Source organism: Streptomyces sp. NPDC002499, assembly GCF_053595415.1.
The window spans coordinates 47,560-62,161 of record NZ_JBSFXO010000008.1; the positions used below are offsets into that span (position 1 = coordinate 47,560).

Below are 14,602 nucleotides of genomic sequence, written 5' to 3' on the forward strand. Positions count from 1 at the left end.
TAAGTCATGACTGTAATCCCTGAAGGGACACCGGGAGCCATGCGCAGCATCCGAGCCGCGGCCGTAGGCGCCGTCACCATGTCACTCGCCCTCGCCGCCACGGCCTGCGGAGGCGGTTCGTCGACGGACGGCGGGTCCAACGACTCGCCGAAGACCCTCACGTACTGGGCCTCCAACCAGGGCGCGAGCATCGCCATCGACAAGAAGGTCCTCCAGCCGGAGCTCGACAAGTTCCAGAAGCAGACCGGCATCAAGGTCAAGCTGGAGGTCGTCCCCTGGTCGGACCTGCTCAACCGCATCCTGACCGCGACCACCTCGGGCCAGGGCCCCGACGTCCTGAACATCGGCAACACCTGGAGCGCCTCGCTCCAGGCCACCGGCGCCCTGCTGCCGTGGGACGCGAAGAACTTCGCCAAGATCGGCGGCAAGGACCGCTTCGTCGACTCGGCGCTCGGCTCGACCGGCGCCGAGGGCAAGGACCCGGCCGCGGTCCCGCTGTACTCGATGGCCTACGCCCTCTACTACAACAAGGAGATCTTCGCCGACGCCGGCATCACCAAGCCCCCGGCCACCTGGGCCGAGCTGGTCGCCGACGGCAAGAAGATCCAGGCCAAGGGCAAGTCGGCGCTCGGCGCCGAGGGCGCGAACGTCTCGGAGAACATCCACCACGTCTTCGTCTTCGCCAAGCAGAACGGCGGCGAGTTCTTCACTCCGGACGGCAAGGCCGACTTCACCAACGACAAGGTGGTCGCGGGCGTCAAGCAGTACGTCGACCTGATGGCCAAGGACAAGGTCATCCCGACCGGTGACGCCGAGTACGCGCAGAACCAGTCGGTGAGCGACTTCGCCAAGGGCAAGCAGGCGATGCTGCTGTGGCAGTCCGCCGCCGCCAACCTCAAGTCGCAGGGCATGGACGAGTCCAAGTACGGCATCGCCCCGGTGCCCGTGCAGTCCGGCACCCCCGGCACCGGCGCGCAGGTCAACTCGATGGTGGCGGGCATCAACCTCTCCGTCTTCAAGAACACCGACAACCTCGACGGCGCCACCAAGTTCGTGAAGTTCATGACCAGCGACGCCGAGCAGAAGATCCTCAACACCGCCTACAGCTCCATCCCGCCGGTCAAGGCCGCGCAGGAGGACGCCGCCTTCAACTCCGCGTCGAACTCGGTCCTCAAGAACACCCTCGCCACCAGCGCCGCGGCCCTGCCGCAGGTCGCCGACGAGTCGCAGTTCGAGACCGCGGTCGGCACGGCCGTCAAGGACCTGTTCGCCGACGTCGCCGCCGGCCGCGCGGTGACCACCGCGTCGGTGAAGGCGAAGCTCGAGAAGGCCCAGCAGCAGATGCCGGCGAAGTGAGAGAAACAATGACGACCACTGCACCCGCAGAGGCCGCCGTGCACAAGAACTCTCCCGGGTCGGCGGAGAAAGCGCCCCGCCGCCGCCCCGGGAGGATCCGCCGCATCGCACTGCCGTATCTGCTGCTTCTGCCCGCCCTGCTCCTCGAACTGCTGGTCCACCTCATCCCGATGGTGATCGGCATCGTGATGAGCTTCAAGGAGCTCACCCAGTTCTACATCCGGGACTGGGGGACCGCGCCCTGGTCCGGCTTCGACAACTACAAGGTGTCGGTCGACTTCGACGCCCCCGTCGGCCAGGACCTGCTGCACTCCTTCTTCGTCACCGTCGTCTTCACCATCCTGTCGGTCAGCCTCTGTTGGCTGATCGGCACGGCGGCGGCGGTCTACATGCAGGACAACTTCCGCGGTCGTGGCATTCTCCGCGCCCTGTTCCTGGTCCCGTACGCCCTGCCGGTCTACGCGGCCGTGATCACCTGGGTGTTCATGTTCCAGCACGACAACGGCCTGGTGAACCACGTCCTGCACGACCAGCTGCACATCACCAGCAAGCCGTCGTTCTGGCTGATCGGTGACAACAGCTTCTACGCGCTGCTGATCGTGCACGTGTGGAAGGGCTGGCCGTTCGCCTTCCTCATCGTGATGGCCGGCCTGCAGAACATCCCCAAGGAGCTGTACGAGGCCGCCGCGCTGGACGGCGCCGGGATGGTGCAGCAACTGCGCCGCATCACCCTGCCGTCGCTGCGCCCGGTCAACCAGGTCCTCGTCCTGGTGCTGTTCCTGTGGACGTTCAACGACTTCAACACGCCCTACGTCCTGTTCGGCAAGGCCGCTCCCGAGGCCGCGGACCTCATCTCGGTCCACATCTACCAGGCCTCGTTCGTCACCTGGAACTTCGGCACCGGCTCCGCCATGTCCGTACTCCTGCTGCTGTTCCTGCTGGTGGTGACGGGCGTCTACCTCGTGCTCACCTCACGCGGACGGAGGACCACCGATGTCTAGCCCCAGCTCGCCGATGGCACCGCCGCGCTCCTTCATCTGGTCCCGGCGGATCTTCCTGACGCTGCTCACCGGCTTCGTGCTGATCCCGGTGTACGTGATGATCTCCAGCTCGCTGAAGCCGCTGGCCGACGTCACGGGCACGTTCCGCTGGCTGCCCAGCGGGCTGACCATCCGCCCGTACATCGACATCTGGTCGACCGTGCCGCTCGCCCGGTACTTCATGAACTCGCTGGTCGTGGCGGGTGCGGCGACCGTCCTGTCGGTGGTGATCGCGGTCTTCTCGGCGTACGCCGTCAGCCGCTACAGCTTCCGCGGCAAGCGCGTGTTCACGGTCACCGTGCTGTCCACGCAGATGTTCCCGGGCATCCTCTTCCTGCTCCCGCTCTTCCTCATCTACGTCAACATCGGCAACGCCACCGGCATCGCCCTGTTCGGCTCGCGCGGCGGGCTGATCCTGACGTATCTGACCTTCTCCCTGCCGTTCTCGATCTGGATGCTGATCGGGTACTTCGACTCGGTGCCGCGCGACCTGGACGAGGCCGCCCTGGTGGACGGCTGCGGGCCGCTCGGCGCGCTGTTCCGCGTCGTGGTGCCGGCCGCGATCCCCGGCATCGTCGCGGTCGCCGTCTACGCGTTCATGACCGCGTGGGGCGAGGTGCTGTTCGCGTCGGTGATGACCAACGACACCACCCGGACCCTCGCCGTCGGCCTCCAGGGCTACTCCACGCTCAACGACGTGTACTGGAACCAGATCATGGCCGCCTCGCTGGTCGTCAGCGTGCCCGTGGTCGCCGGCTTCCTGCTCCTCCAGCGCTACCTGGTCGCCGGGCTGACGGCGGGCGCCGTCAAGTGAGCGACTCCCCCCACCTCGAAAGGACCTCTGTGACCATCGACTTCGCCGCACTCCCGCACGACTTCCTGTGGGGCACGGCCACCGCGGCGTACCAGATCGAGGGAGCCGTCGCCGAGGACGGACGCGCGCCGTCGATCTGGGACACCTTCTCGCACACGCCCGGCAAGATCGCGAACAACGACAACGGTGACGTGGCCTGCGACCACTACCACCGCTGGCGCGAGGACATCGGCCTGATGCGCCAACTGGGCACCAACGCCTACCGGTTGTCGATCGCCTGGCCGCGCGTGGTGCCCGGCGGCGACGGCCCGGTCAACGCCAAGGGCCTCGCTTTCTACGACCAGTTGGTGGACGCCCTGCTGGAGGCGGGCATCACCCCGTCGGTCACCCTCTACCACTGGGACCTTCCGCAGGCCCTCCAGGACCGGGGCGGCTGGCCCGAGCGGGCGACCGCCGAGCACTTCGCCTCGTACGCCTCCGTCGTGGCCGAACGCCTCGGCGACCGCGTCTCCCACTGGGCGACCCTGAACGAGCCCTCCTGCTCGTCCTGGATCGGCCACCTGGAAGGCAAGATGGCGCCGGGCTGGACGGACCTGACGGCCGCGGTGCGCACCTCGTACCACCTGCTGCTGGGCCACGGCCTCGCGGTCCAGGCGATCCGCGCCGCCGCCCCGGACGCCCAGATCGGCATCGTCAACAACCTCTCCACCGTGTACCCGGCCACCGACCGCGAGGAGGACATCCAGGCCGCCCGCCGGCACGACGGCCACGTCAACCGCTGGTGGCTGGACCCGATCCACGGCCGCGGCTTCCCGGCCGACATGCAGGAGGTCTACGGCGTCGAACTCCCCGAGCAGCCGGGCGACCTGGAGACCATCGCCGCGCCGCTGGACTGGCTCGGCCTGAACTACTACTTCCCGGCCACCGTCGCCGACGACCCGCGCGGCCAGGCGCCCCGCGTCCGCTCGGTCCGCCGCCTCGGCGTGCCGCGCACGGGGATGGACTGGGAGGTGGACGCGAGCGGCATCGAGACCCTGCTGCTCCGGCTCACCGAGGAGTACGGCGCCCGCAAGCTGTACGTCACCGAGAACGGCTCCGCCTACCCGGACGTCGTACGGCCCGACGGCACCGTCGACGACCCCGAGCGCCAGGACTACCTGGAGCAGCACCTGGCGGCCTGCGCCTCGGCCGCCCGCAAGGGCGCCCCGCTGGCGGGCTACTTCGCCTGGTCGCTGCTGGACAACTTCGAGTGGGCCTACGGCTACGAGAAGCGCTTCGGTCTGATCCACGTCGACTACCAGACGCAGGTACGCACGATCAAGGGCACCGGACACCGGTACGCCGACCTCGTGCGGACGCACCGCAGTCAGGCGCAGCGGGCGGCCTGACGGTCTCGGCGGCGGGCACGGTGGACGTGGGTGCGGGAGCCCACGGCCACCGTGCCGGTTCGGTTCGGCGGACCCCATCGGGTGGCCGGAAAGCTCGATCCTCACGGATGCACAGACTCCTAAATCTGTCATGAGCACGTCATCAAGATCCCCGCCTCGCCCCCCGTCCGACCCCGTCTCATCCCCAGCTCAAAGGAGAGCCGCATGAGATCCCGCACCTTGTTGGCCGCCTTGGCCGCCGTCGCCCTGCTGTCCGCGACCCCGGCCTTCGCCGCCCCCGCCCCGGACGCCGCCGCGGCCACCTGGGACACCGACCGCGCCGGCACCGCGTACACCGCGAACCCGGCCGCCGTCACCGCCTCCGGCAGCGAGAACGCCGGCACCGCCCCCGGACTCGCCTTCGACGGCAACGGCGCCACCCGCTGGTCCAGCAACTTCGCCGACGACGCCTGGATCCGCATCGACCTCGGCGCCACCATCCGGGTCGACCGCGTCACCCTGGACTGGGAGGCCGCCTACGGCAAGCGCTACGTCCTGGAGGTCTCGAAGAACGGCACCGACTGGACCCCCTTCTACACGGAGACGGCCGGTACCGGCGGTTCGGTCACCGCGAACACGTACCCGCAGGAGGCGACGGGCCGCTACGTCCGCATGCGCGGCCTGGAGCGCGCCACGCCCTACGGCTACTCGCTCTACTCGTTCAGGGTCTACGGCGGCGAACCGGCCCCCGCGTCCACGACCCGCAGCAACCTCGCCCTGAACCACCCCGCGTACTCCAACTACTACCAACACTCCGGCAACTCACCGGCGTTCCTCACCGACGGCGGCTGGCCCGCCAACCTCAAGGAAGACGCGACCCGTTGGTCCAGCGACTGGAACGCCGACCGCTGGGTCTCGGTGGACCTGGGCGCCACCTCGACGATCTCCTCCGTCGACTTCTACTGGGAGGCGGCCTATGCCGTCGACTACCAGCTCCAGGTCTCCGACGACAACCGCACCTGGCGCACGGTCTACCAGCCCTCCGCCGCCGACGTGGCCGCCCGCCGAGCCGACATCAAGTCACCGTCGGAGGCCGTGGGCCGCCACGACACGGTCACCCTCTCCACCCCGGCCACCGGCCGCTACGTCCGCATGCTCGGCAAGGAGCGCCGCAGCTTCTACAACCCCGCCCCCGCCACCGCCCAATTCGGCTACTCCCTCTACGAGTTCCAGGTCTGGGGTACGGGCGGCAGCGCGGCGGCGGCCTACCCGGCGCTGCCCGGCGAGCAGTCGGGCACGTACCAGACGACGTTCTTCGACGACTTCACGGGGACGAGCCTGGACCGCTCCAAGTGGCGTGTGGTCAGGACCGGTTACGAGATGGGCCCGGTCAACGGCGAGTCCCAGGCGTACGTCGACTCCACGAACAACATCGTCACGCAGAACGGCAGCCTGCTGCTGAAGTCCAAGTACTGCAACGACTGCACCCAGACACCGGCCGGGACCTACGACTTCACCTCCGGGCGCATCGACACCAACACCAAGTTCGACTTCACCTACGGCCGGGTCAGCGCCCGCATGAAACTCCCGGTCGGGGACGGCTTCTGGCCCGCCTTCTGGCTGCTCGGCAGCAACGTCGACGACACCTCGGTCTCCTGGCCGGCCTCCGGCGAGACCGACATCATGGAGAACATCGGCTACCCGGACTGGACGAGCACCGCCCTGCACGGCCCCGGCTACTCGGCCGACGGCAACATCGGCGCCCGCCAGACCTACCCGAACGGCGGCAGGATCGACCAGTGGCACACGTACGCGGTGGAGTGGACGCCCACCGGGATGCGCTTCTACGTCGATGACGTCCTCGTCCAGGAGACGACCCGCAACAAGCTGGAGTCGACGCGCGGGCAGTGGGTCTTCGACCACAACCAGTACGTCATCCTCAACCTGGCCCTTGGTGGCGCGTATCCGGCGGGTTGGAACCAGGTGACGACCCCCTACTGGGGCCTGCCGCAGTCCAGCGTGGACAAGGTCGCGGCCGGGGGAGTGCAGGCGGAGGTGGACTGGGTGCGGGTGGAGCAGAAGCGGTAGCCCACCGGCAGGTGAACTGCAGCTCCATGCACTGCTAGTTGCTGCACTGCTGGTCTGTGTGCCGCGCCCTGGCCTCGTCCATCTCGTCGGCGTGCAGCACCGCCCAGTCCGCCAGTGCCGACAACGGTTCCAACAGCGTGCCGCCGAGCGGGGTCAGGCTGTACTCCACGCTCGGCGGCACGGTCGGATGCACCTGCCGCCGGACCAGACCGTCGCTCTCCAGGCTGCGCAGGGTGCGGGTCAGCATGCGCTGACTGATGCCCTCGACGGAGCGGTGCAGCTCGTTGTAGCGGTGCGGGCGTGTGCCCAGCAAGGACAGGAGCAGCAGGCTCCACCGGTCGCCCAGACGTCGGAAGACATCACCGACCGGGCAGCGCGCCACCTCGTCGAGCGGCACCGGGCGGGGCAGCTCGTGCGCGAGCACCGAGGGAACACCGATGTGCGTACCGGACATCAAACTGCCTTCTTTCGGCGGCCGTTGGCACGGACCCACGATGGGACCACCGCCATTCGACCCCAAGGAGGGCATCCGTGCCGGGCCAATCACCGAAGACCGTGATCATCAGCGGCGGAACCGACGGCATGGGCCGTGCGACCGCGCTGGCCAGACTGAGCAGGGGCGACGACGTCACGGTCATCGGCAGCAGCCGGGCGAAGGGGGACCGGCTGCTGGCCGAGGCGAACAGCCCCCGGCTGCGCTTCCTCCAGGCGGACCTGTCCTCGATCGCCGAGGTCGAACGCGTCGCCGCCCGCATCCAGGAGCGGCACGACACCGTCGACGCGCTGGCGCTGTTCGCCAACCGCCTGAGCCCGAAACGGCGCGAGACGCCCGACGGTCTCGAGCACACCTTCGCCCTGTACTACCTGAGTCGCCACCTCCTGGGAAACCTGCTGCGCCCCCAACTCGACGCCGCCGCACAGCCGTTGATCATCAACGTCGCGGGCGTCGGCGCCACCGCGGGCGGCATCGTCTGGGAGGACCCCCAACTCACCCGCCGCTACGGCCAGATCCGTGCCCAGCTCCAGGCCGGCCGGGCGAACGACCTGCTGGGGGTGGCCTTCGCCGACCGGTCCGGAAGCAAGGCGCGGTACGTCCTCTACCACCCCGGTTTCACGCGAAGCGGCGCCGATTCCAACCCGAACCCGGTGACCCGCGCCGTGATCAAATCCCTGGCGCGCTTCTTCGCCCGTCCGGTCGAGGACGCCATCCGCCCGATCGTGTCCTGGATCGACGCCCCACCGACCGACGCGCTCACCGCGAACGACCGCGGTCGGCCGGTGGACAAGTCGCTGCGGACCCTCGACCCGCAGGCGGCGAAGCGCCTGGCGGCCTACACCGAGGAGTTGCTCGGCAGGGTCAGCAGTCCCTGAACTCCGGTGACTGGTTCAGGACCTGCGAGCGCACCGACGTGAACTTCGCGTACGACTCCCCGTCCAACGACTCCGGCCGGAACGCCGCCACCCGATGGCAGTTCTGGAAGGCCAGGGCGACCCCGAAGTGACGTTCGAGGCTGCCGCGGATCGCGTCGCTGGCGAGGGCGCGCAGGAGTTGGCCGCGTTCCTTCTCCGACGGGGGAGGCGTCTGGTTGTCGGTGAACTCGGCCGTGCCGTCGCGCAGTTCACCGGCGAGGGACGCGATCAGGTCGTAGGCGTAGGGGAGGGACGTGCGGACCGTGTCCACGAAGTCCGCCTCGCGGATGTCACCGTTCTCGGCTTCGGCGAGGAGCTTCGGGGAGACGTCGAGAGACATGAAAGGGGGTGTCCTGTCCGGTAGTTGGTGAGTGGGTAGGAGCGGTGGCGGGTTAGGCCAGCGCCGGCGGGCCCGGTACGAAGTCCGGGTCCACCTGGGAGGCGAGGTCCAGGCCCGTCGCCCGGTCCGCCCAGGCGCGGGCGTTGCGCAGGTGGAAGTCGACGGCGTGGCGGTGCAGGGTCGGCCAGTCCTTGGGGCGGGCGTCGACGGCCTCGCGCAGGACGTTCAGGGCGTGGCGGTTGGACGGCTCCAACTCGCCCTGGGTGCGGCCCTGTTCGGCGGCGCGTACCCAGGGGGACTGGACCAGGTGGGTCAGGAGGTCGTCGCCCACCTCCTCCTTGAGGAAGAGCAGGTCGTCCTCGCCCGTCACCTTGTTGCCGACGACCGCGATCCGGACGCCGAACTCCCGGGCGTGGTCGCGGTACTGGCGGTAGACGGAGACGCCCTTGCGGGTGGGTTCGGCCACCAGGAAGGTGAGGTCGAAGCGGGTGAACAGGCCCGACGCGAAGGCGTCCGCGCCCGCCGTCATGTCGACGACGACGTACTCGCCGGGGCCGTCGACCAGATGGTTCAAGTACAGCTCCACCGCGCCGAGTTTGGAGTGGTAGCAGGCCACCCCGAGGTCGCTCTCCTCGAACTCGCCCGTGGCCATCAGCGGTACCTCACCCGCTCGGACCACATGCCGGCCGTGCACCTCGTCGTCGCCGAGCAGACGGAGCAGGCGTGAGCCGCGCCCCGGCGGGGTCGTCTTGATCATGGCCTCGCGGGAGGCGATGCGGGGATTGGTCCCGCGCAGGAACTCCTTCAGCTCGCCCAGGTGGGCGCCCAGGGGAGGGGCGATGACCGGTTCGGTGTCAGGGGCCAGCGCCGCGGCGAGGTGCTGGTTGATGTCGCCGTCGATGGCGAGCACGGGCGCGCCGGAGCGGGCCAGGTGGCGGGCGAAGAGGGCCGACAGGGTCGTCTTGCCGCTGCCGCCCTTCCCGACGAAGGCGACCCGCACTACCGGACCGCGTTTTTGAAAATGAATGTCATGTGGGTAGGTTTTAGGGGGTGGCCGCGAGGCTGTCAAATCGACGTGATCAAGGTTCAGGGGGCTAATGCATATGATGTGCAAGTGCTTGACTACTGCATCAGGGCGGCGCGCCCGGACGACCTCGACGGTGCGCGAGCCGTGATGCTCGACACCGTCTACCGCGATTTCGGCACCGGTTATGTGCCGCGCTGGCACGGCGACATCATCGACCCGGCCGCCGCCTACCTCGCGCCCGCCCGCCACACCCTCCTGGTCGCGCTCGACCCGGCCGACGGCGCCGTCGTCGCCACCGGCGCCCTCGACTCCCGCGGCCCGGCCCACCCGCCGAACCCGCGCGGCCTCGCCGAGCGCTACCCCTCCGGCGAGACCGCCCAACTGCGCCGGATCTACGTCCGTCCCGACCACCGCCGACGCGGTCTCGCCCGGCGCCTGGTCGACGAACTGCTCGCGTTCGCCACCGCAGACGGCCACTACCGCGCCGTGTATCTGCACACGGATCCGGCGGTGCCGGGCGCCGAGCCCTTCTGGCGATCGCTCGGCAAGATCGTGCTCGACGAGCGCGCGGAACCGGGCGGCGGCCAGGGGATCATCCACTTCGAGATACCGATGGGTCGGTAGACGCACCGTGCACCGCTTTCGACTTCTGCTCGCACTTCTCCTCGCCCCGGCCCTGACCGGCTGCTTCGCCTCCGGCGGCGCGGGCGACCCGGCCGGCGACGCGAAGGAGGGCTCGCGGCTGCGGGTCGCCCTCGCCTTCCCGCCCGCCGAGAACCTCTCCCCGTACGGCGCCGACGCCACCATCCTCAGCCGCCTCGGCGTCACCGAGAGCCTGACCGCCCTGGACGCCAACGGCGCCGCGGCCCCCGCGCTCGCCGCCTCCTGGCGCCGCGAGGACGACCGCAGGTGGCTGTTCACCCTGCGCGAGGCCACCTTCCAGGACGGCACGGAGGTCACCCCGGCCGCCGTCGCCGCCTCCCTCACCCACGCCACCGAGGCGAAGCCCGCACCCGCGGCCCTCTCCGGCGTCACCCTCGAGGCCGAGGCCGACGGCGACACCGGCGTACGGATCACCACGGAGGAGCCGGACCCCGTACTGCCCCTGCGCATGTCCAGCCCCAGCCTCGCCGTCCTGTCGACGAAGGCCTACGGCAAGACCGGCGCCGTCGATCCGGCCGGCACCGCCACCGGCCCCTTCGAACTCACCGACGTCACCGGTGCCACCGCCGCGAGCCTCGACCGCTTCGACGACTACTGGGGCGGGCGGGCCCAAGCCGCGGGCGTGGATGTGAAGTTCATCGCCGACGGCACCGCCCGCGCCGCCGCCCTGCGCACCGGACAGGCCGACCTCGCCGAGTCGATCCCCGTCGCGCAGGCCGCCGGCCTCGACCGGGCGACCCGCAAGGAGACGGCCACCACCCGCACCACCAGCCTGCTCCTCAACAGCGACTCGGGCCCCTTCAAGGACCCGCAACTACGGGCCGCCGCGCGCGAGTCCGTCGACACCGGCGCGCTCGCCGACGGCGTCTACGAAGGACACGCGGACGCCGGAGCCGGCATCTACGGCCCCGCCGTCACCTGGGCCGAGGGCAAGCGGAAGCGGCCGGCGGGGCGGGTCGACGCCACGTCCCCCAAGGGCGCGAGGATCACCCTCGCCACGTACGACAACCGGCCCGAACTCCCGGAAGTCGCCCAGGTGTTGAAGCAGCAGCTGGAGAAGGCCGGCTTCCGGGTCGAGCTGGAGGTGCGCGAGTACTCACGGCTGGAGAGCGACGCGCTGGACGGGAAGTTCGACGCCTTCGTGCTCGCCCGCAACACCCTGGTCGACACCGGTGACCCGGTCGCCGTCCTGGCCAGTGACTTCACCTGCGACGGCGGTTACAACCTGGCGTTGCTGTGCGACAAGGACGTCGACCGGGCGGTTGCCGAGGCCGAGGGAGCCGCCGACACCGCGAAGCGGCAGGACGCGGCGATGGCCGCCGAGGCCGCGATCCTCGGCACCGACGCCGTCGTCCCCCTGGTCCACCAGCGGATCATCACCGGCGTCGGCACCTCGGTCCGCGGCGCGCTGCTCGACCCGTACGAGCGCACCCTCGTCGGCACCGGCACCCGGCGCTGACGGATGCGGCACCGAGTGATCGCGCTGCTGTGGCGCGCCGGTCTCGCGGCCGCCCTGGTGTGCGGCATCGGTCTGCTGCCCTGGCTCGCGCGCACCGACCCCGCGCTCACCGTGCTCAAGGCGCGCTCGGCCGACCGCGATTCCACGCCCGAGGTGCTGGCCGACATCCGGGCTCAACTCGGTCTCGCCGACGGCCCGTTGGCACTTCTCGGGCGGTGGGTCGGCGGGCTGTGGCGCGGGGACGCGGGCCGGTCCTGGATCTCCGGGACCGAGGTCGGGCCCGCCGTCCTCCAGGCGCTCGGTGCGTCCCTGCTGCTGATGGCGGTCGCACTCGCCGTCGCGGCCGTCACGGCCGGGCTGGTCTGCGCGCCCACCCTCAACCGGCAGGGCCGCAGCGGGCGTTCGGCCGGCGGCGGCTCCGCCGTCCTCGCCGCGCTGCCCGAGTTCCTCACCGCGTCGGTCCTCGCGACCGTCGTCGGCGTGCAGTTGGGCTGGCTCCCCGCGCTCGGCTGGTACGGACCCCAGTGGACAGTGCTGCCCGCGCTCGCCCTCGGCCTGCCCGCCGGGGCCGTGCTCGGACGACTCCTCGACGACCTGCTGCCCAGCGCCTTCGCCGAACCGTGGGCACTGGCCGCCGCCGCGCGCGGACTGCCGAACCGGCGCATCGCACGGCAGGCCGTACGCCGCTGTCTGCCCGGACTCCTGCCCAACACGGGCCTGTTCGTGGTCGGCATCACCGGCGGCTCCGTCGCCGTCGAGCAGATCTTCGACATCCCCGGCCTCGGCCGCACCACCCTCCAGGCCGCCCTCGCCCAGGACCTGCCCGTCCTCCAGGCCGGCACCCTGCTCCTCCTCCTGCTCGCCGCCGCCTCCACCGCAGCCGCGAGGCTCGCCGCCCGCCTCCTGATCGGCCCCGCCCTGCGCGACGGCACCCTCCCCTCCCTGCACCGCCCGACCCCACCCGCCCGAACCGTCCAGCCCTTCCTCTACGCCGGTGTCCTGCTCGGCGTCGTCGCGCTCGGCCTGCCCCGCGACCCGCTCGCCCTCGACACGAGCCGGCGCCTCCAACCCCCGTCCTGGTCCCACCCGTTCGGCACGGACGCGCTCGGCCGGGACGTGCTCGCGCGGGTCGCCCACGGCGCCCTCGACACCCTGCTCCTCGCCCTCGCGATCGGCGCCGTCGCCCTGCTCACCGGCGTACTGCTCGGGCTCGTGCCCCGACTGTCCGGGCCGCTCGTCGACACCGTCAACGCCGTGCCGCCGGTCCTCGGCGCGCTCCTCGTCACCGCCGTCGCGGGCGGCGGTGCCGGCACGCCCGCGCTCGCCGTCGGGGTCGTCGCCTGGGCGCCGCTCGCCACGCACACCTCGGCGCTGCTGCGGCAGGAACGGGCCGCGCTGCACATCACCGCGACCCGCGGCCTCGGCGCGGACCGCCGGTATCTGCTCCGGCACGAACTGCTGCCCGCCGTCCTGCCGTCCGTCACCCGGCACGCCCTGCTGCGCCTGCCGGGCATCGCCCTCGCGCTCGCCTCGCTCGCCTTCCTCGGCCTCGGCGCCCAGCCGCCCGACCCGGAGTGGGGCCTCCTCCTCGCCGAGAACCAGCCCTACGCCGAACGCGCCCCCTGGGCCGTCCTCGCACCGGCCGCCGCACTCGCCCTGCTCGGCGCGCTGGCGGTGAGCACGGCCGGGGGAGTGCGGTGGCCGCGACGGCGTAAAGCGGTTCTTGCCGTCACCGAACAGCCCGCGCGGGCAAGGGAGTTGGTGGGCGCGGAGTGACCGTGTCCTCGGTCGGACTATGGAAGGCGAGGAGCGGCGGCGCCCGGCTCACGCCCCTGCTTCGACTCCTGATCCTCACCCAACTCGCTTTCAACATCGGCTTCTTCGCCGTGCTGCCCTTCCTGTCCGAGCATCTGGGGCGGGCGATGGGGATGGCGGGCTGGCTGGTCGGGTTCGTGCTCGGGCTGCGGACCTTCAGCCAGCAGGGGCTGTTCGTGGTGGGCGGGGCGCTGGCGGACCGGTACGGGATACGGCCCGTGGTGCTCGGAGGGTGTGTGCTGCGGATCGCCGGGTTCGGGTGGCTCGGGTACGCCGGGGAGACCTGGTCGGTCGTGGGTGCGGTGCTGCTGATCGGCTTCGCCGCGGCGCTGTTCTCGCCGGCCGTGGAGTCCGAAGTCGCCCGGCAGGCGGTGCTGTTGGAGCAGGCGAGTGGTGGTTCACGTACGCGGGTCCTGGCGTTGTTCACGGTCGCCGGACAGGCGGGGGCCTTTGTCGGGCCGTTGCTGGGCGCGCTGTTGCTCGCGGTGGACTTCCGGGCCGTGTGCCTCGCGGGCGCCGGGATCTTCGTCCTCGTCCTCGCCGGGCATGCGTGGCTGCTGCCGCAGCACATCCCCGGCCACGCGCGGACCCGGTTGAAGGGCGGCCTGCCCCTGCTCCTTCGCAACCGCCGCTTCCTGGCGCTGTGTTGTGCCTACGGCGCCTATCTCCTCGCCTACAACCAGCTCTACCTCGCCCTGCCCGCCGAGGTGGAACGCGCGGTGGGTTCGCAGGCGCCGCTGGCCTGGCTGTTCGCGCTGTCCTCCCTGCTCGTGGTGACGGCCCAACTCCCCGTCACCGGCTGGGCATCGGCGCGCCTCACCCTGCGCCGGTCCATGACGGCGGGACTCGCCCTCATCTCAACCGGCTTCGCCCTCGTGGCCGCGGTCCGCCCCGCCGACGCGACCGGCACGACGGCCCTGCTCCCCGCAGCCGGCTTCGTCGTCCTGCTCACCCTCGGCCAGATGCTCATCGCACCGGCCGCCAGGGCCTGGGTCCCCGACCTCGCGCAGGACGGCCGACTCGGCCTCTACACAGGGGCGTTGTCCTCCGTGTCCGGCCTCATCGTGCTGGCCGGGAGCTCGGCCACGGGCCTGCTCCTCGATGCGGGGCTGCCACCGGCGATGCCGTGGGTGGTGCTGGCAGTGATACCGGTCGCGGCGATCGGGGTGCTGCCGCGGAGACAGGGGAGCGGCGCATGAGTTCGGGGTGCGGGTCGCGTCGAT

At 70.9% G+C, this 14,602-nt stretch carries 13 protein-coding genes; 10 read left to right on the top strand and 3 right to left on the bottom strand.

The genetic code is table 11. From position 1 onward, the window contains the following. Window positions 1-39: 39 nt before the first annotated feature. The 5 genes from ACWD5F_RS23115 (at window position 40) to ACWD5F_RS23135 (ending at window position 6,665) form a co-directional block, all read left to right on the top strand. Complete coding sequence (locus ACWD5F_RS23115) at window positions 40-1,356, top strand: ABC transporter substrate-binding protein (RefSeq protein WP_401712715.1); 1,317 nt, start codon at window positions 40-42, stop codon at window positions 1,354-1,356. Window positions 1,357-1,364: 8 nt separating this feature from the next. After that, a complete protein-coding gene (locus ACWD5F_RS23120; protein ID WP_401712712.1) occupies window positions 1,365-2,357 on the top strand; it encodes a carbohydrate ABC transporter permease in 993 nt (330 codons plus the stop codon). Beyond that, on the top strand, window positions 2,350-3,210 hold the full coding sequence (locus ACWD5F_RS23125) for a carbohydrate ABC transporter permease (RefSeq protein WP_451256865.1): 861 nt from the start codon (window positions 2,350-2,352) through the stop codon (window positions 3,208-3,210). Before ACWD5F_RS23120 ends, ACWD5F_RS23125 begins: the two co-directional genes overlap by 8 nt. 29 nt (window positions 3,211-3,239) lie before the next feature. Further along, window positions 3,240-4,598 carry a GH1 family beta-glucosidase gene (locus ACWD5F_RS23130; protein WP_401712708.1) on the top strand — a complete coding sequence of 453 codons (1,359 nt, stop codon included), beginning with the start codon at window positions 3,240-3,242 and terminating at the stop codon, window positions 4,596-4,598. Window positions 4,599-4,802: 204 nt separating this feature from the next. Next, window positions 4,803-6,665 (top strand): discoidin domain-containing protein, encoded by a 1,863-nt coding sequence (locus tag ACWD5F_RS23135; RefSeq protein WP_451256867.1) that lies wholly within the window; start codon window positions 4,803-4,805, stop codon window positions 6,663-6,665. A gap of 34 nt (window positions 6,666-6,699) precedes the next feature. Here the strand turns inward: ACWD5F_RS23135 and ACWD5F_RS23140 are convergent, their stop codons facing one another. Then, complete coding sequence (locus ACWD5F_RS23140; protein WP_451256869.1) at window positions 6,700-7,119, bottom strand: winged helix-turn-helix transcriptional regulator; 420 nt, start codon at window positions 7,117-7,119, stop codon at window positions 6,700-6,702. A 77-nt stretch (window positions 7,120-7,196) separates the two neighbouring features. Here ACWD5F_RS23140 and ACWD5F_RS23145 point away from each other — a divergent pair, with 77 nt between their 5' ends. Next, window positions 7,197-8,036 carry an SDR family NAD(P)-dependent oxidoreductase gene (locus ACWD5F_RS23145; RefSeq protein ID WP_451256871.1) on the top strand — a complete coding sequence of 280 codons (840 nt, stop codon included), beginning with the start codon at window positions 7,197-7,199 and terminating at the stop codon, window positions 8,034-8,036. Here the strand turns inward: ACWD5F_RS23145 and ACWD5F_RS23150 are convergent. Further along, window positions 8,023-8,415, bottom strand: coding sequence for an SCO5389 family protein (locus tag ACWD5F_RS23150; protein WP_451256873.1), 393 nt, complete (start codon window positions 8,413-8,415; stop codon window positions 8,023-8,025). The genes ACWD5F_RS23145 and ACWD5F_RS23150 overlap by 14 nt on opposite strands. 52 nt (window positions 8,416-8,467) lie before the next feature. Continuing rightward, window positions 8,468-9,415, bottom strand: coding sequence for an ATP-binding protein (locus tag ACWD5F_RS23155; RefSeq protein WP_451256875.1), 948 nt, complete (start codon window positions 9,413-9,415; stop codon window positions 8,468-8,470). A gap of 114 nt (window positions 9,416-9,529) precedes the next feature. Here ACWD5F_RS23155 and ACWD5F_RS23160 point away from each other — a divergent pair, with 114 nt between their 5' ends. From ACWD5F_RS23160 to ACWD5F_RS23175, 4 genes are read left to right on the top strand one after another with little or no spacing between them, the layout of a single operon-like run. After that, window positions 9,530-10,066 carry a GNAT family N-acetyltransferase gene (locus ACWD5F_RS23160; protein ID WP_451256877.1) on the top strand — a complete coding sequence of 179 codons (537 nt, stop codon included), beginning with the start codon at window positions 9,530-9,532 and terminating at the stop codon, window positions 10,064-10,066. A 7-nt stretch (window positions 10,067-10,073) separates the two neighbouring features. Next, the gene (locus ACWD5F_RS23165) at window positions 10,074-11,564 is read left to right on the top strand and encodes an ABC transporter substrate-binding protein (RefSeq protein ID WP_451256879.1); all 1,491 of its coding nucleotides are present in this window, start codon (window positions 10,074-10,076) and stop codon (window positions 11,562-11,564) included. 3 nt (window positions 11,565-11,567) lie between these two features. After that, window positions 11,568-13,340 (top strand): ABC transporter permease subunit, encoded by a 1,773-nt coding sequence (locus ACWD5F_RS23170; protein WP_451256880.1) that lies wholly within the window; start codon window positions 11,568-11,570, stop codon window positions 13,338-13,340. Continuing rightward, window positions 13,337-14,578, top strand: a complete 1,242-nt coding sequence (locus ACWD5F_RS23175) for an MDR family MFS transporter (protein ID WP_451256882.1) — start codon at window positions 13,337-13,339, stop codon at window positions 14,576-14,578. The genes ACWD5F_RS23170 and ACWD5F_RS23175 overlap by 4 nt, the downstream gene beginning before the upstream one ends. The last annotated feature ends 24 nt before the right edge of the window (window positions 14,579-14,602 follow it).

Excerpts from the sequence above, each read along its gene's own strand:
- ACWD5F_RS23150 (WP_451256873.1), bottom strand. The coding sequence starts at position 8,415 with ATGTCTCTCGACGTCTCCCCGAAGCTCCTCGCCGAAGCCGAGAACGGT.
- ACWD5F_RS23120 (WP_401712712.1), top strand. The coding sequence starts at position 1,365 with ATGACGACCACTGCACCCGCAGAGGCCGCCGTGCACAAGAACTCTCCC.
- ACWD5F_RS23170 (WP_451256880.1), top strand. The coding sequence starts at position 11,568 with ATGCGGCACCGAGTGATCGCGCTGCTGTGGCGCGCCGGTCTCGCGGCC.
- ACWD5F_RS23135 (WP_451256867.1), top strand. The coding sequence starts at position 4,803 with ATGAGATCCCGCACCTTGTTGGCCGCCTTGGCCGCCGTCGCCCTGCTG.
- ACWD5F_RS23115 (WP_401712715.1), top strand. The coding sequence starts at position 40 with ATGCGCAGCATCCGAGCCGCGGCCGTAGGCGCCGTCACCATGTCACTC.
- ACWD5F_RS23125 (WP_451256865.1), top strand. The coding sequence starts at position 2,350 with ATGTCTAGCCCCAGCTCGCCGATGGCACCGCCGCGCTCCTTCATCTGG.
- ACWD5F_RS23140 (WP_451256869.1), bottom strand. The coding sequence starts at position 7,119 with ATGTCCGGTACGCACATCGGTGTTCCCTCGGTGCTCGCGCACGAGCTG.